Consider the following 17,341-nt stretch of genomic DNA (forward strand, 5'->3'; position numbering starts at 1 on the left):
CCGCCGAGGTGCTGAAGACCTTCAAGTTCGAGGAAGACCGCGGCCCGACGATGATCGTCAAGGAGCCGATCGGCGTCTGCGGGTTCATCACCCCCTGGAACTGGCCGCTGAACCAGATCGTCTGCAAGGTGGCCCCGGCCACCGCCACGGGCTGCACCATGGTGCTGAAGCCGTCGGAAGTGGCCCCGTTCAGCGGGCAGATCTTCGCCGAGATCATGCATGCCGCGGGCGTGCCGGCCGGCGTGTTCAACCTGGTGCACGGCGACGGCCCGAACGTGGGCGCGGCCATCTCCAGCCATCCGGAAGTCGACATGGTGTCGTTCACCGGCTCGACCCGCGCCGGCATCGAGGTGGCCAAGGCGGCCGCCCCGACCGTCAAGCGCGTGGCCCAGGAGCTGGGCGGCAAGAGCCCGAACATCGTCCTGGACGACGACGCCTTCGCCAAGGGCGTGGCCCGCGGCGTGGCGACGGTGATGACCAACTCGGGCCAGTCGTGCAACGCGCCGACCCGCATGCTGGTGCCGTCCAAGCGGATGGACGAGGCGATCGCCGTGGCCCGTGAGACGGCCGCCGGCGTCACCGTGGGCGACCCGAACGGCAACAGCCAGCTGGGCCCCGTGGTCTCCGAGGTCCAGTTCAACAAGATCCAGAAGCTGATCCAGGCCGGCATCGACGAGGGCGCGACCCTGGTCATCGGCGGGACCGGCCGTCCGGAAGGCCTGGACAAGGGCTACTATGTGAAGCCCACTGTCTTCGCCAACGTGACCAACGACATGACCATCGCCAAGGAAGAGATCTTCGGGCCGGTGCTGTCGATCCTGGGCTACGAGACGGTCGATCAGGCCATCGATATCGGCAACGACACCGAGTACGGCCTGGCCGCCTACGTCCAGTCGGGCGACCTGGAGAAGGCCCGCAAGGTCGCGGCCAAGCTCCGCGCCGGCCAGGTGTCGATCAACGGCGGCGGCGGCGACATGACCGCCCCGTTCGGCGGCTACAAGATGAGCGGCAATGGGCGCGAGTGGGGCGACTACGCCTTCCACGAGTTCCTGGAGACCAAGGCCATGCTCGGCTACGCGCCGAAGCAAGCCGCCGAGTAGGGCTCACAGCCTTATCGAACACGGAGGGGCCGTCCGCGAGGGCGGCCCTTTTCGTTGCGCGACAGGTCAGTCCGGGGCCGGTTCAGGGGTCCGCGTCGCGGCCGGCGGTTCGTTCGAGGCGACCCCGACCACATATTCCACCAGCGCCCGGGCGTTCATCGGCTTGGTGATGAAGGCGTCGGCGCCGGCGTCGTGGGCGGCCTCGTGGTGCTCGGTCATGGCGTTCGCCGTCAGCACGCAGATCGGGGTCCGCGGCCGGTGCTCGCGCGCCTCCATTTCGCGGATCAGGCGGATCGCGGTCAGGCCGTCCATCACCGGCATCTGCATGTCCATCAGCACGAGGTCGAAGGTGTCCCGGCGAAAGGCCTCGACGGCCTGGCGCCCGTCCTCCACCGCGACGATCTCCACCGGGAGGTGCTCGAGGATCAGCTCAACCGTCATCCGGTTGACCATGTGGTCCTCGGCCAGAAGGAGGCGCATCGGGCGGATATTCCGGTCCGCCTCCCGGACGGCGCCGCCTGGAATGGACTCGGCGGTCCGTGGCGCGCGCTTCAGCGGGATCTCGACCTTGAAGGTCGCGCCGCGCCCCGGCGCCGACGTCGCGGAGATGGCGCCGCCCATCAGGCGCACGAGCGACCTGGAAATGGCCAGGCCCAGGCCCGTTCCCCCGTATCGGCGCGTCACCGAACCGTCGGCCTGCTCGAAGCGCTCGAACAGCGCCTCCGCCGCGTCGGCGGAGAAGCCGATGCCCGTGTCGCGGACCACCAGCCGGATGCGCGCCGCGTCTTCGGTCTCGGCGATCCGCATCGCCGAGATGCAGACCTCGCCCTGGCTGGTGAACTTGACCGCGTTGCTGACGAGGTTGGACAGCACCTGCCGGATCCTGAGGTCGTCGCCCACGAAGCGGCCGTCGTCGCCCAGGGCGAACTCGGTGCGCAGGGCCACGTTCTTCTCCGCCGCGCTTGCGCGGAACAGTTCGGCCGTGTCGACGATCACGCCGGCCAGGTCGAACGGCTCCTCGCGGATCGACATGCGGCCGGCGTCGAGCTTCGCGAGGTCCAGGATGTCGCCCAGCAAACGTTCGAGCGCGCGGCCCGACGTCTCGATGAGTTCGACCATCTTGCGCTGCTTGGGGTCCAGGCTCGTGCGCGCCAGCACGCCGGTCAGACCCAGCACGCCGTTGAGCGGCGTGCGGATCTCATGGCTCATATTGGCGAGGAAGACCGACTTGGAGACGTTCGCCCGCTCGGCTTCCTCGCGGGCCTCGATCAGCCGGGCCTCGGTGGCGCGCCGCTCGGACAGGTCGCGCACGATGGCGGTGAACGCCTCGCCGTTGGGTGTCTCCAGCTTGGCGAGCGAGGCTTCGGCGGGGAATTCCTCCCCATCGCGCCGCCGGCCGACGATGACGGCGCGCTCGTGCATCCTCAGGCTCCGGTCGGCGCCGGTGGCGAAGGCGGTCACATGCTGGCGGTGCGCGGCGCGGAACCGGGCCGGCAGCAGCACCTCGATGGCCTCGCCGATCACCTCGCCGGCGCGATAGCCGAAGATCTCCTCGGCGCCGGCGCTGAAGGCCAGGATGCGCGCCTGCGCGTCGGTCACCACGATCGCCTCGGGCGAGATCTTCAGCATCGCCGCCAGCATCTGCGCGCTGCCGCGGGCCGACTCCTCGGCGGCCCGGAGCCCGGTGACGTCCTGGACGGCCCCGATCAGCCGGATCGGCGCGCCCTCGGGCGTCCGCTCGGCCTCGACCCGCTCGCGCAGCACCCGGACGCGGCCATCCGGCAGCACCACCCGGTAGTCGTTCTCATAGTCCTCCCCGGTCGACAGGGCGCGGGCGAAGCGGTTGCGCACGGCGTCCCGGTCGTCGGGGTGCACGCGCCCGAGGACGGCCTCCGGCGTCGGCTGGAATTCGGCCGCGGCGAGGCCGAACAGCCGGTACATGTTGCTCGACCAGTGAAGCCTGTCCGAGCCGGCGTCGGTCTGCCAGCATCCGGCGTCCGACAGCCGCTGGACGCGGTCGTAGCGCTCGAAGAGCGCGCGCAGATCGTTGGGTTCCGCGAACGGATCGTGCGGAGGGCGGCTACTCATCCCGTCCGTCTCGGGCGCGTCCGCCCGCGATGCTCGCAAGTCTCGGGAACCCGGCATCCGCCGCAGACGTCTCCGGCGCGCCCAGGCGGAAGCGCCGGATCAGCCCGTCGAGTTCGAGGGTCTCGGACTTGATGGAATGGGTCGCCGCGGTCGACTGCTCGACCATGGCGGCGTTCTGCTGCACGACCTGATCCATCTGATTGACGGTGGTGCTGACCTGGGCGAAGGCGGCCGACTGCTCCTGCGTGGAGGCCGATATGGTCGAGATGGCGCCCTCCGCCTCCGCCACCTGGGCGACGATCATGGAGAGCGCGCCGCCGGCCTCCTGAACCAGCTGAACGCCCGCGGCGACCTGCTGGCTGGACTTCGAGATGAGGGCCTTGATCTCCTTGGCGGCCTCGGCCGAGCGCTGGGCCAGGGCCCGGACTTCGGTGGCGACGACGGCGAAGCCCTTGCCGGCGTCGCCGGCGCGAGCCGCCTCGACCCCGGCGTTGAGCGCCAGCAGGTTGGTCTGGAACGCGATCTCGTCGATCACCCCGATGATCTGACCGATCTCCCGAGAGGCCTCGTCGATCCGCGCAACCGATTCCAGGGCCCCGGCCACGACCTCGCTGGATCGTTCGACCTCCACCCTCGCCTTGTTCATCGTCTGGGCCGCCTGTCCCGCGCCGTTCGCGGTCTGGCGCAGCTGGCCGTCGATCTCGCCGAGCGCCGCGGCGGTCTGTTCCAGGCCGGCGGCCTGCTGCTCGGTGCGCCGGGATAGGTTGTCCGACGCCGACGCCAGCTCCTCGCAGTTGGTGCTCAGCCGGCCGCTCGTCTGCAGCACGACGCGCATCGTCGACTCGAGCCGGGCCATGGCGTCGTTGAAGTCGTCGCGCAACTGCACGTACTCCGCGGGCGTCTCGTCGGTGATCCGGTGGGAGAGGTCGCCCTGGGCGAGAGCCGCCACGCCGCGCCCGATGCTGCGGACCACCATCTCGCGCTCGGCCGCCAGAACCTCCGCTTCAGCGCGCTTCCGCGCCGCCTCGGCCGCTTCGAGGTAGACCGAGATGGAGTAGTCGATGTCGAGCAGCGCGGCCTTGATGAGCGCCGAGAGTTCGGCGGCGGTCTCGTCCTCCTCGCCCCGCCGTCCGCCCAGTCGCGCTTTCGGCCAGCGTGCGTGGAGCACGGCGGTCAGCAGCTGTTCGATCAGGAGGGCGTATCCGCCGATGTACCAACGCGGTTCGAGACCGATGCGGGCATGGGTCTCGCCGACCTTGGTCACGGCGGCCACATAGCGCTCATCGAACTCGCCGGCCGAGATGGCGCGCCAGTGGGCGAGCTGCCGGTCCTTTGCGCTCGCGATCCGCGACTCCTCGGCGAAGAAATCTCGCGTCTCGGGCGTCGCGCGGATCTGGTCGTAGAAGGCGTCGAGGGCCGACGGCAGTTCGGCCGTCAGAACCGCGGTAAGCCTTCGGAGACTTGCAACGCCTTCCGAATTCAAGCGCATGAACTCGAGACGTCGATCCAGATGGTCTGGCTTAAGCATCGCGACGCCTTCCCCATGACGTAGCATATGCTTAATAGTAACGCTGATTTGGCACGGGTTAGTCAATCAAGACATAAGTTCTATACAATTCGGTATATCTATATATCTATAGATATACAAAACGCCCGTCGCGATAACCCCAGGTAAACTCGCGTTTGAAGCGATTTTGAGATCGAGTATCTGTTTTAGAATTGTCGAATCCATATTGCCTTCTCTGCTCGCGACAATTACCCACGCCCCGCGTGTGGGTATTCCCAAATATAAGAACGACTGAGCGTTGAGCGCGGCGGCGCTTCGACTTCGGGTGCGCCAAGGGAAGCGGGTGCGAGGTGGGTGTGACTGATCCGGAGACATTGGTGGCGGCCTCTCCATTTGTCGTCGAGGAGAAGCCCATCTGCCGGATGGCTATCGTGGACCTCGTTTCCCAAGTCGCGGACCTCGGTCCTGCCAGCTATGCCGCCTCGCTGTCCGCCGCCCTCGAGGCCCTGTCGAATCGCCGGACGAATCTCCTGCTGGTCGACCTCTTCTCGATCGGATTCGACTTCGAAGGCCTGCGCCAGCTCGTGACCGCCAGCGGCGCGCCTGTCATCGCCATCGACGACCGGCCGAACCCGAGCTTCGCGGCCCTGGCCGAGATGGCGGGCGCGCGGGGCTACCTCTCGAAGAACAGCGAACTCGACATGTTCCGGAGCGTGATCCGCGCGGTCGTCGAGGGCGGCGAGCACTTCCCGCGCGAGGCGCCGGTGCGCCGGGGCCGTTCCTCCGGTGCGCTCCTAGGCCTCTCGCCCCGGCAGCGCGACGTGCTCAAGTGCATCGCCGTGGGCATGAGCAACCAGGAGATCGCGCGCTCGCTGGGGATCAGCCCCGGTACGGTCAAGCTGCACATCCACGCGATCCTGCGCCTCACCGGCGCGCGCAACCGCACCGAGGCGGCCCTCATCGCGGGCCGCTTCCTCGCGCCGACGATCGACGGCTGACTCGCCCCGTCAGGCCTTCAGCGCCGCCTTCACAGCCTCGGGGCGGATCGGCAGGTGGCGCACGCGGGCGCCCACGGCGTTGAAGATGGCGTTGCCGATGGCCGGCCCCACGACGGTCGTGGCCGGCTCGCCCAGGCCCACGGGCGCCAGGTCGCTTTGCACGAATTCGATGTCGAGGTCGGGCACGTCGGTCATGCGCAGCGGCGTGTAGCTGTCGAGGTTGAGATCCTTCGGCTCGCCGTTCTCGAAGGCCGTTCCCTCGAACAGCGCCAGGCTGAGGCCCCAGAGCGCCGCGCCCTGCATCTGGGCGAGCGCGCCGTCGGGGCTGACCACCGTGCCGCAGTCGGCGACGAGGGTGAGCTTCTCCACCTTCGCCGCACCCGTGGCCCGGTCCACCTTCACCCGCGCGCCGCAGGCGACCCAGGTGGGCATGTCCCGCTCCTGGCCGAAGGTGGTGGCGATCCCCAGGCCGGTGTCGGCGGGAAGCGGCTTGCCCCAGCCGGCCTTGTCGGCCAGCCGCTTCAGCACCGCGGCCTGGCGCTTCGCGCCGCCGACGGCGTTGGGCGCCGAGCCGGCGTTGCGGCCCGTGGCGTCCAGCATCTTCAGGCGGAAGGCCAAGGGGTCTGCGCCGGCGGCATGGGCCGCCTCGTCCATGAAGCTTTCGACCGCCCAGTTCGTCCAGCCCGGCCCCACCGAGCGCAGCCAGCCGGGGCGGAAGGTGCGGCTGGCCAGGTCGTTGCTGATGGCGCGGACCCGGTGGGCGCCGACGCTGTACCAGTGGTTCGCCCCATTGATGGCGAAGGGATCGAAGGCCACGCCATTGGCGCCCTTGGGCATGAAGAAGGGCGCCATCACCTCGGTGGGCCAGCCCGCGCAGGCGTCGTGGGTCATCGCCGTCACCCGGCCGCCTTCGCCGAAGGCCATGCGCACCTTCTGGACCGACGGCGAACGCGGGGAATCGAAGCGAGTGTCGTCGGGCCGGGTCAGCACCATTTTCACCGGCTTGCCGCCCATGGCCTTTGAGGCCAGCGCCGCGCCCACGGCGTAGTCGCCGTTCAGCCGCCGTCCGAAGCCGCCGCCCAGCAGGTAGGTGCGCAGCACGATGGTCTCGGGCTTGCGGCCCAGCGCCTGGGCCAGCCACGGCAGCGCCAGCGACTGCCACTGGTTGCCGGTGTGGATCTCGAACAGGCCGTCCTTCTCGAAGGCCAGCGCATTCACCGGCTCCATCTGGAAGTGCAGCGCGGTGGCGGTGGTGTAGGTGGCCTCAAGCGTCGACTTGGCCGCGGCGAAGGCGGCGTCGACGCCGTCGTCGTTCACGACCAGCGAGCCCTTGGAGGCGTCGGCGATCAGGTCCCCGGCGTGCTTCTGGAGGTCGGCCTCGGAAACCTTGGCGGTGTCGCCGGGCGTCCAGGTGACCTTCAGGGCGTCGGCGGCCCGGTCGGCGGCCACGAAGGTCTCGCCATAGACCATCACCCAGCCGGGCACGGTCCCGGACGGGTCGTCCAGGGCGACCGCCTTGATGAAGCCGGGCACGGCCTTGGCGGCGGTGTCGTCGATGGCCGTGACCTTGGCGCCGTTGCGGGTCGGCGGCAGCTTCGGCCGGGCGTAGATCATGCCCGGAACCTTGGCGTCGAGGCCGTAGACGCCCTTGCCGTTGGTCTTGCCCGGGATGTCGCGGGCGGGCGCGGGCTTGCCGATCATGCGCCGCTCGGCGGCGGGTTTGACCGGCATCTTGGCCAACTCTTCGGGGGTGAAGGTGCGGGAGACGCCGCCCTTCGCGACGATGTCGCCGTAGCCGATCGACGTCTTGCCGGCGACGACGGCCCCGTTGCGGGCCACGCAGTCTCCGGGAGCCACGCCCAGCAGCTTGGCGCCGGCCTCGATAAGGGCCGTGCGGCCGGCCGCCCCGGCCTGGCTGTAGAGCGGATAGCTCTGCCAGACCGACCAGCTGCCGCCGGTGACCATCAGGCCCCACTTCGGATCGGAATCCACGTGGTCGATCTTCACCTTCGACCAGTCGGCCTCGAGTTCGTCGGCGACGATGCGGGCGATGGCGGTGCCGACGTGCTGGCCCATCTCGGCGCGGATGACGTGGACGGTGATGGTCCCGTCCTTGCCGATCGAGTACCAGATGGTGGGCTCGTAGCCGCCGGCGGCCTCGGCCGGCGCGGCGAAGGCGAAGGCGGCGCCGGCCGCCGTGGCGGTGACCAGGAAACTGCGGCGGGAGAGGGCGATGGCGTTCATGCGGCGGTCCCCCGGCTGGCGGCCAGCTTGATCGCGTCCTTGATCCGCACATAGGCCATGCAGCGGCAGAGGTTGCCGGCCATGGCCGCCTCGATCTCGGCGTCGGTGGGATGCGGCGTCGCGGCGAGGAGGGCCGCGGCCTGCATGATCTGGCCCGACTGGCAGTAGCCGCACTGGGGCGCCTGGGTCTCGACCCAGGCCTTCTGCAGCGGATGCTCGCCCTTGGGGTCGAGGCCCTCGATGGTGACGACCGACAGGCCGGCCACCGCGCTCACCGGCGTCACGCAGGCGCGCACCGCCTGGCCCTCGACGTGGACGGTGCAGGCGCCGCACTGGGCGATGCCGCAGCCGAACTTGGTCCCGGTCAGGCCGGCTTCGTCGCGGATCGCCCACAGGAGGGGCGCGTCCTCCGGGGTCTCCACCGAGACCTCGCGTCCGTTCAGCCGGAAGCTTGTCATCCCGTTTCCTCCCTGATGGTCGATCGAACCCAACGCCAAGACGCGGCGTGAGGCTAGTGTGTTTCCGCTCTCAGGCCTCGGTTTCCGCGGCGCGGCGGGCGGCGCTGAAGGTCAGGACCGCGAGGCCCAGCGCGACCGAGGCCAGCGAGCCCGCCACGACCCCGGCGCGCACCTGGGCCTCCGCCAGGGGCGCGGTCTCTGGGAAGGCCAGGGCGCCGATGTAGAGGCTCATCGTGAAGCCCACGCCGCAGAGCGCCGAGACGCCATAGAGCTCGATCCACTTGGCCCCGGTGGGCCGCCGGGCCCACTTCAGCCCGATCGCCAGCGCGGCCGCGCCGAACACGCCCAACTGCTTGCCGACGAACAGGCCCGCGGCCACGCCCAGGCTGACGGGGCCGATGTCGGCGCCTTCGAAGTGGAAGCCCGCGGCCGTGAAGGCGAAGAGCGGCAGGATGAAGAACGCGACGTAGGGGTGCAGGGCGTCCATCACCTCGCTCAGCATGCCGGCGCCGCCGGGCTTGCGGGGCGCCAGCGGGATGCAGAACGCCGCCGCGATCCCCGCGAGCGAGGTGTTGACCCCGGACTTCAGGGTGAAGCCCCAGAGCAGCAGGCCCGCGAGCGCCCACAGCAAATAGGGCGCGGCGCGCCAGCGCGACATGGCGACCATCGCCGCCAGGACGACCATCGCGCTCGCCAGCATCGGGAAGCGCAGGTGCTCGGTGAACAGGATCGCGATCAGGGCCACGGCCACCACGTCGTCGGCGATGGCCAGGGTCAGCAGGAAGGTGCGCAGCGTCGGCGGCAGGCGCGGGCCGGCCGCGGCCAGGGCGGCGAGGGCGAAGGCGATGTCGGTGGCCGTCGCCGTCGGCCAGCCGCCGGGATGGCCGCCTTCGCCGAGGTTGAAGGCCAGGTAGATCAGCGCCGGCAGCGCCACGCCGCCGACCGCCCCCAGCACCGGCAGCGCCAGGCGCCTGGGATTGGAGAGCTCGCCGCGCAGGACTTCGTGCTTGATCTCCAGCCCCACGACGAAGAAGAAGATCGGCATCAGGGCCGCCTTGACCCAGCCGGAGATGGTCATCTCCTCGGCGAAGGGCCCGATCCGCACGGGCGCCATACTGTGGGTGAGGAGGTGGTAGGCGTCGGCCCAGGGGGAGTTGGCCCAGATGATGGCGGCCAGCGCCGTCAGCGCCAGCAGCAGGCCGGATCCCGTCTCCGTCTTGAGGAACGCCAGCGTCGATCGGGTGGACATCGTCCCTGCCTAACAAGCCGGGGCGGACGGCTCTAGCGAAATCGGATGGCGCGGACGGCGGTGGCCAGTAATGTGCCCGGCCAGCAAACCGGAAGTTCGAGGAAGCGCACCATGAGATTGACCAAGCCGCGCATCGCGCCGCTGTCCGACGCCGAGCTGGACGCCGACCAGGTCGAGGCGCTGAAGGACTTCCGGCCCGGGCCGGTGCTGAACATCTTCCGAACCCTGGTGCGCGCGCCCAAGGCGCTGACCCGTTTCAACGCCTGGGGCGGCTATGTGCTGTCGCGGCGCAACGACCTGCCGGCCCGCGAGCGGGAGATCGTGATCCTGCGCACGGGCTATCTCTGCAAGAGCGGCTACGAGTTCACCCAGCACACCCGCATCGGCCTGCAGACCGGGCTCACGGCCGACGAGATCGAGAAGATCAAACGTGGCGCCGACGCCGGCTGGAGCGCGGCCGACGCGGCGCTGATCCGTGCGACCGACGAGTTGCACGCCGATCAGTTCATCACCGACGCGACGTGGGCTGAGTTGGGCAAGCACTTCACGCCCAAGCAGTGCATGGACGTGGTCTTCACCACCGGCCAGTACACCCAGGTCTCGATGATGCTGAACACCTTCGGGGTGCAGCTGGACGAGGGCCAGACGCTCGATCCCGAGCTGAAGGGTTACTGAGGTGGCGGGCCGGCTGGAAGGCAAGGCCTGCGTCGTCATGGGCGCGGGACAGACGCCCGGCGAGACCCTCGGCAACGGCCGCGCCATGGCGCTCCTGTTTGCGCGCGAGGGCGGTCGCGTGCTGTGCGCCGATCGCGTGGGCGAGCGGGCCGAGGAGACCGCCGCGATGATCGCCGAGGCCGGCGGCGAGGCCTTCGCCATCCAGGCCGACGTCACCAAGGCCGCCGACTGCGCCCGCGTGGCCGACGAGGCCAAGGCGCGGTTCGGACGGATCGACGTGCTGGTCAACAATGTCGGCATCGGCGGCGGCGACGGGCCGGCGCACCGGATCGAGGAGGCGGCCTTCGACCGCATCCTGGCGGTGAACCTCAAGGGCATGTGGCTGATGAGCAAGGCGGCCCTGGCGGTGATGCGCGAGCAGGGCGGCGGCGCCATCGTCAACGTCTCGTCGCTGGCGGCGAAGGCCGGCGGCATCCAGGTGGCCTACGAGGTCTCCAAGGCCGGCGTGAACCGCCTGACCACCAGCATCGCCCAGTCGCAGGCGCGCTACGGCGTGCGCTGCAACGCCGTGCAGCCGGGGCTGATGGACACGCCGATGGCGGTGGCGGGGATCGCCGGCGCCAGCGGCCGCACCCAGGACGAGGTGCGCCAGGAGCGCAACGCCCGCGTCCCCCTCGGCGGCAAGATGGGCACGGCCTGGGACACCGCGCACGCGGCCCTGTTCCTGGCTTCGGACGAGGCCGGCTTCATCTCGGGCGCGATCCTGCCGGTGGACGGGGCGATGGGCGTGCGGATCGGGTAGGGCGCGGTCGCCTGCTCACGCCCGCGCCGGAATCCGCACCATCATCTTGCGGTAGGCGCGCAGGAAGCACGACTTCAGCCGCTCGGGCTCCTCGACGATCTCGATCGTGGGGAAGCGCTTGAGGATCTCCTCCCAGACGATCTTCAGCTGCATCTCGGCCAGCCGCATGCCGACGCAGCGGTGGATGCCGAAGCCGAACGACACATGGTGGCGCGGCCGTTCACGGTCGATGATGAACGCCTCGGGGTTCTCGATCGCCGTCTCGTCGCGGTTGCCCGAGACGTACCACATGACCACCTTGTCGCCGGCCCTGATGGTCTTGCCGCCGAGCTGGAAGTCGGCCCTGGCCGTGCGGCGCATGTGGGCGACCGGCGTCTGCCAGCGGATGATCTCGGGAATGGCGCTGTCCAGCAGGGCGGGATTGGCGCGCAGCTTGGCCAATTGGTCCGGGTTCTCGGTGAAGGCGATCAGCCCGCCGGTGATCGAGTTGCGGGTCGTGTCGTTGCCGCCGACGATCAGCAGGATGATGTTCCCGATGAACTCGAAGAACGGCATGTCCCGGGTGGATTCGCCGTGCGCCAGCATGGAGATCAGGTCGTTGGCCGGCGGGGCGCCGACCCGCTGGTCCCAGAGGTTCTTGAAGTAGGCGCCGCAGGCCAGGAACTCGGCCTGCACCTCCTCGCGCGTCATCGTCTCGCTGTTGTCGGTGACCGCGAGGTCCGACCAGTAGCGAAGCTTCCGCCGCTCCTCGAACGGGAAGTCGAACAGGGTCGCCAGCATCTGCAGCGTCAGCTCCACCGACACCCGGTCCACCCAGTCGAAGGGTTCGCCGATCGGCAGCTCGTCCAGGATCTTGGCCGCTCGCTCCCGGATCAGCGGCGCGAAGTTGTGCAGATTGGCCGACGAGACGATGGGCGCGATGGTCTTGCGCTGCTCGTCGTGCTTCGGCGGGTCCATGCTGATGAAGTTGGGCAACTGCATGTCGTCGCCGACGGGATCGTAGATCGAGATCGCCCGCTCGGAGGAGAACACCTCGTGGTGCGTCTCCACGGCGAGGATGTCGTCGAACTTCGTCACCGACCAATAGGGGCCGAATTCGCTCTCGGCGCAGTAGTGGACGGGGTCCTCCTTCCGCAGCCGTTCGAAGAAGGGCCAGAAGGTGTTGGTGACGAACCGGTCCTGCACGCTGACGTCGATCCGGTCGAGCGGAGTCGAATAGGCTTCGGCGCGGGCGGCGTCGAAGAGGGTGGCGTCGTCGGCCATGGCCGGGCTCCCTGTTCAGCTTGGGCGAAGGCTGAACCCCGCGTCACCCATCTGGCAAGCGGCGTTTGCGGCGTGAGGCGTCGCCGTCGCCCCGTTTTTTCTGGCCTCGGCGGACAGAGCCCCCTAACCACCCCGGATGCTTACGTTCCTGGGCGCGCCCATAGAATTCTACCTCTTCGGCCTGACCCTCGCCGGCGTCGCCCTGTTCCACCACCGCACCCTCCTCGTGGCGGTCACGGGCCTGGTGGCGATCCTGGCCTATCAGGGGTTCATCGGCAGTTTCCCCACCGGCCACGGCCTGCCGGCGCTGGCCGAGCACTTCGGCCACGAGTGGGTGATCCTGACCAACCTGCTGCTGCTGCTGGTCGGCTTCGAGGTGCTCTCGAACCAGTTCGAGAAGTCGGCGCTGCCCGACCACATGCCGAACCACCTGCCCAACGACTGGAAGGGCGGGCTGGTGCTGCTGTTCGTGGTGTTCGTGCTGTCGGCCTTCCTCGACAACATCGCCGCGGCCGTCATCGGCGGGGTGATGGCGCGCCACGTCTACAAGGGCCGCGTCAGCGTGGGCTTCCTGGCCTCCCTGGTGGCCGCCGCCAACGCGGGCGGGGCGGGCAGCGTGATCGGCGACACCACCACCACCATCATGTGGCTCAAGGGCGTCTCGCCGCTGCACGTGCTGCCGGCGTTCCTGGCCTCGATCGTCGCCTTCGCCGTGTTCGGCGTCTTCGGCGCGCTGGCGCAGCAGCGCCACCAGCCGATCCTGGAGCACGACGAGCCGGGCCATCCGATCCGCTGGCGGCGCGTGGCGATCGTGGCCATCGTGCTCGTCTCGGCGGTGGCGGCGAACGTCACGGCCAACGCGCTGAGCGACGGCGAGGAGCACGCGCCCTGGCTGGGCATGGCGGTGTGGGCGGCGCTGCTGGCGACCTCGTTCATCGCCAAGCCCGACTGGTCGGTGACCCGGCCGGCGATGAAGGGCGCGGTGTTCCTGGCCTCGCTGGTGGCCGCCGCCTCGCTGATGCCGGTGAGCGCCCTACCGGAGCCCTCGTGGGCGACCACCCTGGGGCTGGGGGCGCTCTCGTCGGTGTTCGACAACATCCCGCTCACCGCCCTGGCGCTGGAGCAGGGCGGCTACGACTGGGCGCTGCTCGCCTACGCCGTGGGCTTCGGCGGTTCGATGGTCTGGTTCGGATCGTCGGCCGGCGTGGCCCTGACCACCCTCTATCCGGAGGGCCGCTCGGTGTTCCGCTGGCTGAAGGAGGGCTGGCATGTGCCGGTGGCCTATGTGGCCGGCTTCTTCGCCATGCTGGCGACGTTGGGCTGGCAGCCGGGATAGGTTGGCCCATGCCCGTCTCGCCCGCCTACCGGCCCGACCCGAAGTTCCCGGCGCTGGGCGCCGAGTTCGCCGACGCGGTGGAAGCGGCGCGGTTCCCGCAGACGATCCTGCGCTACCGCAACGACCGGGCCGCCGCGAGCGTGGGCCTAGACACCCTGACCGACGCGGAGTGGATCGCCCATTTCGGCCGGTTCGAGCCGCTGCCGGGCAATCTCGGCGCGCCGCTGGCCCAGCGCTACCACGGCCACCAGTTCCGTGTTTACAACCCCGACGTCGGTGACGGCCGCGGCTTCCTGTTCGCCCAGCTCCGCGAGGCCGGCACGGGCCGCCTGCTGGATCTCGGGACCAAGGGCTCGGGCCAGACGCCGTGGTCGCGGTCCGGGGACGGCCGGCTGACCCTGAAGGGCGGCGTGCGCGAGGTTCTGGCCGCGGCCATGCTGGAGGCCCTGGGGGTTCCGACCTCGCGGGCGCTGTCGCTGATCGAGACCGGGGAGTCGCTCGACCGCAACGACGAGCCCAGCCCCACGCGCGGCTCGGTGCTGGTGCGGCTGTCGCACAGCCACGTCCGGTTCGGCAGCTTCCAGCGCCACGCCTACTTCGAGCGGCCCGAGCGGATCACCGCCCTCGTCGACCATGCGGTCGCCGACTACTACCCGGAGCTGGAAGGGGCCAACGACCGGCCCGCCGCCCTGCTGGCGGCGGTGGTCGAGCGAACGGCGCGGCTTGCGGCCCGCTGGATGGCGGCGGGCTTCGTCCACGGCGTGCTCAACACCGACAACATGAACGTCACCGGCGAGAGCTTCGACTACGGGCCCTACCGGTTCCTGCCGCAGTCGGACCCCAACTTCATCGCCGCCTATTTCGACCAGATGGGCCTCTACCGGTTCGGCCGGCAGCCCGAGGCGGTGTTCTGGAACCTGCAGCAGCTGGCCGGCAGCCTCAGCCTCGTCACCGGCCAGGAACCGCTGGTGGACGCGCTGAACGGCTTCGGCGCGGCCTACCGCCGCGAGCTGATGGGCGCGATGCTGGCGCGGCTGGGCGTGGCCCCGCGCGGGGAGACCGAGGACGCGCCGCTGGTCCAGGCGGCGTTCAAGGCGATGGCCGAGGGCGGCGAGCGGCTGCGCTGGGAGCCCTTCTTCTTCGACTGGTTCGGCGGCGGCGAGGATCGCGCCCTGGCCGGGCCGCGGGCGGCGCTCTACGGCGAGGCGGCGTTCGCCGAGTTCCGCGAACGGCTGGGCGCCTACGAGGCCGAGCGGCCCGAGCGGCTCGACGATCCCTACTTCGCCGGGGCCGAGCCGGAGGAGCTGCTCTACGACCAGATCGAGACGCTGTGGGCGCCGATCGCCGAGGCCGACGACTGGAGCGCCTTCGAGGCCAAGCTGGCCGGGATCGAGGCCGCCCGGAAGGGGTGGGGCCTCAGCTAGGCATGAGCGTTGGCGAGATCGAACGGATCGCGCCTGCGAGCGGACCCCGCGAACATCTCCTCAGGGTGGGAAGCGGGCGTTCGCCTCCTCCAAAAAAAGATCCGTCATCCCGGACGCAGGGCGCGTCGCGCCCGAAGATCCGGGAGCCAGCAGCCTCGCGCTCGACGCGGAGCCGCTTCACGGTCTGAGCGGCTGGGTCCCGGGTCTCCGCTGCGCTCCGCCCGGGATGACGAACTGGGGGGCGAGTCCGCAATTGGTGGCGAACCGTCGTTGGCGGCCGGACCGGCAAGCAGACCTTCGCCGTTCGAGTCGAAAGCGGACCTCGCGAACGCCCGCGATGGGTGGAAAGGGGACCTGCGCCTCTCCCCTCTCGCTTCGCGGGGGGAGAGGGCGTGAGTCCGCAACGGGTCGAAAGCGCTACTCGGCTCTCCGTCAGAAGGCGGAATTTGGCGGTGCGAAACCGTACGCGGCCGACGCCCTACCGCCGCCGCGACGACCACTGCGCCAGGATCACGCCCCCCAGGGTGACGGCCGCGCCCAGCGCCTGCAGCGGCCCGATCGGTTCGCCGAACAGCGCATAGCCCAGCGAGGCGGCGACCACCGGCTGGACCAGCACCACCACCGAGGCGGTGGCGATGGGCAGGCGGCCCATCGCCCAGGCGATCGAGCCCTGGCCGCCCACGTGCATCAGGCCGAGCCCCAGGCAGGCCGCCCAGGCCAGCGGGCTGGAGGGGATCAGCGTCTCGCCCAGCAGCAGGGCCGATACGAGCATGAGCGGCGCGCCCACGACCCCGGCCCAGAACATCAGCCGGCTGGCGCCGTTGGTCTTGCGGCCCTCGTTCATGGTCAGGAAGTAGAGCGCGTACCAGAGGGCGGTCAGCGCCGAGAGCACGTCGCCGAGCGGCTGGTTGACCAGGCCTCCGCCGCCCTTCTCCACGGCCATCAGCCAGGCGCCGCCGACCGCGGCGGCGACCGCCACGAGGAACAGCGCCTGCGGCCGCTGCTTGAGGAAGATCCAGGCGAAGGCGGTCACCACAACCGGCGTCAGGTTGGACAGCACCGTGGCGTTGGTGACCGAGGTGAAGTGGATGCCGTAGTGCCAGAACCCCAGGTCGAGGGCGAAGAACACACCGGCCCACACCGCGACCTTGGGCGGCCGGCCGATCGCGCCGGACACGCGCCGGGTCAGGAGCGCCAGCAGGGGCAGGGCGAAGGCGAGCCGCCAGAAGCCGGCCGCGGCCGAGCCGACGCCGCCGGGCTGCTCCCCCGCCAGGCGCACGAGGATCGGCGACAGGCCGATGATGCAGGCGCCCAGCACAAGGACGCCGACGGCGCGCCAATCGGTATCGGCGTGCGGGTGCGCCACCGCCTCAGTCAAAGCCCAGATCCTTCCTCACATTTTGCGCGCTCATACCGCGTTCGCGCAGGCTGTGCAGCGTTTCCGATCGATCGCGCTTGGCCAACCGCCTGCCGTCCGGGCCGAGGATCAGGCGGTGATGGCGGTAGACGGGCGTCGGCAGGCCGAGAAGCGCCTGCAACAGGCGCTGGACATGGGCCGCCTCGATCAGGTCTTCGCCACGGATCACGTGGGTGATCCCCTGGATCGCGTCGTCCACCGTGGCGGCGAGGTGATAGGCGACGGGCACGTCCTTGCGGGCCAGCACCACGTCGCCGCCGATCTCGGGGCGGGCCTGGACGATCCGGCCGTCGGCCTCGAACGAGAGCCCGCCGAAGCCGCCCAGCCGCCGCTCGGCCGCGTCCAGCCACAGCCGCCAGGCGAAGGGCTCGCCCGCCGCCAGCCGGCGCGCCTCCTCGTCGGGCGACAGGGGACCGCCGCGGAAGGCCGCCATCGGGCCGTGCGGCGCGCCGGCGATTTCCTCGGCCAGTTCGGCCCGGGTGCGAAAGCAGCGATAGAGCAGGCCCTCGGCCTCCAGCCGGGCCAGGGCCGCCTCGTGGTCGGCGAGATGATCGGACTGGCGGCGGACCGGGCTCTCCCACGACAACCCCAGCCAGGCGAGGTCTTCGAAGATCGCCGCTTCGAACTCCGGCCGGCAGCGGGTGGCGTCGGTGTCCTCGATGCGCAGCAGGAAGCGGCCGTCCGCCGCGCGCGCCGCGGCGTGCGCCGTCAGCGCGGAGAACGCGTGCCCGCGATGGAGGTATCCGGTCGGGGAGGGGGCGAAGCGGGTGACGAACACCC

14 protein-coding genes are annotated in these 17,341 nt (G+C 70.2%); 6 read left to right on the forward strand and 8 right to left on the reverse strand.

Annotated elements, in window-relative coordinates:
- Positions 1-1,100, forward strand: a 1,100-nt coding sequence (locus GC203_RS23755; protein WP_293459461.1) for an aldehyde dehydrogenase family protein, incomplete at its 5' end; no start/stop codon positions are given.
- Between the two features lie 66 nt (positions 1,101-1,166).
- Here the strand turns inward: GC203_RS23755 and GC203_RS23760 are convergent.
- Positions 1,167-3,188 (reverse strand): PAS domain S-box protein, encoded by a 2,022-nt coding sequence (locus GC203_RS23760; protein ID WP_293459463.1) that lies wholly within the window; start codon positions 3,186-3,188, stop codon positions 1,167-1,169.
- Positions 3,181-4,743, reverse strand: a complete 1,563-nt coding sequence (locus tag GC203_RS23765) for a methyl-accepting chemotaxis protein (protein WP_366502280.1) — start codon at positions 4,741-4,743, stop codon at positions 3,181-3,183. The genes GC203_RS23760 and GC203_RS23765 overlap by 8 nt, the downstream gene beginning before the upstream one ends.
- Before the next feature lie 374 nt (positions 4,744-5,117).
- On the opposite strand from GC203_RS23765, the gene GC203_RS23770 reads away from it, so the two are divergent.
- Positions 5,118-5,693 (forward strand): response regulator transcription factor, encoded by a 576-nt coding sequence (locus tag GC203_RS23770; RefSeq protein ID WP_293459466.1) that lies wholly within the window; start codon positions 5,118-5,120, stop codon positions 5,691-5,693.
- Between the two features lie 9 nt (positions 5,694-5,702).
- Here GC203_RS23770 and GC203_RS23775 read toward each other — a convergent pair whose 3' ends face one another.
- The 3 genes from GC203_RS23775 to nhaA form a co-directional block, all read right to left on the reverse strand.
- A complete protein-coding gene (locus GC203_RS23775; RefSeq protein WP_293459468.1) occupies positions 5,703-7,937 on the reverse strand; it encodes a molybdopterin cofactor-binding domain-containing protein in 2,235 nt (744 codons plus the stop codon).
- A complete protein-coding gene (locus GC203_RS23780) occupies positions 7,934-8,395 on the reverse strand; it encodes a (2Fe-2S)-binding protein (RefSeq protein WP_293459469.1) in 462 nt (153 codons plus the stop codon). The genes GC203_RS23775 and GC203_RS23780 overlap by 4 nt, the downstream gene beginning before the upstream one ends.
- Before the next feature lie 70 nt (positions 8,396-8,465).
- Entirely contained in the window at positions 8,466-9,644 is a 1,179-nt protein-coding gene (nhaA, locus tag GC203_RS23785) for a Na+/H+ antiporter NhaA (RefSeq protein ID WP_293459470.1), read from the reverse strand.
- Positions 9,645-9,755: 111 nt separating this feature from the next.
- Here nhaA and GC203_RS23790 point away from each other — a divergent pair, with 111 nt between their 5' ends.
- Complete coding sequence (locus GC203_RS23790) at positions 9,756-10,319, forward strand: carboxymuconolactone decarboxylase family protein (RefSeq protein WP_293459472.1); 564 nt, start codon at positions 9,756-9,758, stop codon at positions 10,317-10,319.
- A gap of 1 nt (position 10,320) precedes the next feature.
- A complete protein-coding gene (locus GC203_RS23795; protein WP_293459474.1) occupies positions 10,321-11,121 on the forward strand; it encodes an SDR family NAD(P)-dependent oxidoreductase in 801 nt (266 codons plus the stop codon).
- A 15-nt stretch (positions 11,122-11,136) separates the two neighbouring features.
- Here the strand turns inward: GC203_RS23795 and GC203_RS23800 are convergent, their stop codons facing one another.
- The gene (locus GC203_RS23800; RefSeq protein WP_293459476.1) at positions 11,137-12,384 is read right to left on the reverse strand and encodes a cytochrome P450; all 1,248 of its coding nucleotides are present in this window, start codon (positions 12,382-12,384) and stop codon (positions 11,137-11,139) included.
- A 136-nt stretch (positions 12,385-12,520) separates the two neighbouring features.
- Here GC203_RS23800 and GC203_RS23805 point away from each other — a divergent pair, with 136 nt between their 5' ends.
- Together GC203_RS23805 and GC203_RS23810 are read left to right on the forward strand one after the other, a co-directional pair.
- Complete coding sequence (locus GC203_RS23805; RefSeq protein ID WP_293459478.1) at positions 12,521-13,720, forward strand: SLC13 family permease; 1,200 nt, start codon at positions 12,521-12,523, stop codon at positions 13,718-13,720.
- Positions 13,721-13,728: 8 nt separating this feature from the next.
- Complete coding sequence (locus tag GC203_RS23810) at positions 13,729-15,144, forward strand: protein adenylyltransferase SelO (protein WP_293459480.1); 1,416 nt, start codon at positions 13,729-13,731, stop codon at positions 15,142-15,144.
- Between the two features lie 478 nt (positions 15,145-15,622).
- Here the strand turns inward: GC203_RS23810 and GC203_RS23815 are convergent, their stop codons facing one another.
- Both GC203_RS23815 and gluQRS read right to left on the reverse strand, forming a co-directional pair.
- Positions 15,623-16,522, reverse strand: coding sequence for a DMT family transporter (locus GC203_RS23815; RefSeq protein ID WP_293459482.1), 900 nt, complete (start codon positions 16,520-16,522; stop codon positions 15,623-15,625).
- Positions 16,515-17,339, reverse strand: coding sequence for a tRNA glutamyl-Q(34) synthetase GluQRS (gluQRS, locus tag GC203_RS23820; protein WP_293459484.1), 825 nt, complete (start codon positions 17,337-17,339; stop codon positions 16,515-16,517). Before gluQRS ends, GC203_RS23815 begins: the two co-directional genes overlap by 8 nt.
- Positions 17,340-17,341 lie beyond the last annotated feature (2 nt).

It is taken from the genome of Phenylobacterium sp. (assembly GCF_016124325.1).
Lineage (GTDB): Bacteria > Pseudomonadota > Alphaproteobacteria > Caulobacterales > Caulobacteraceae > Phenylobacterium.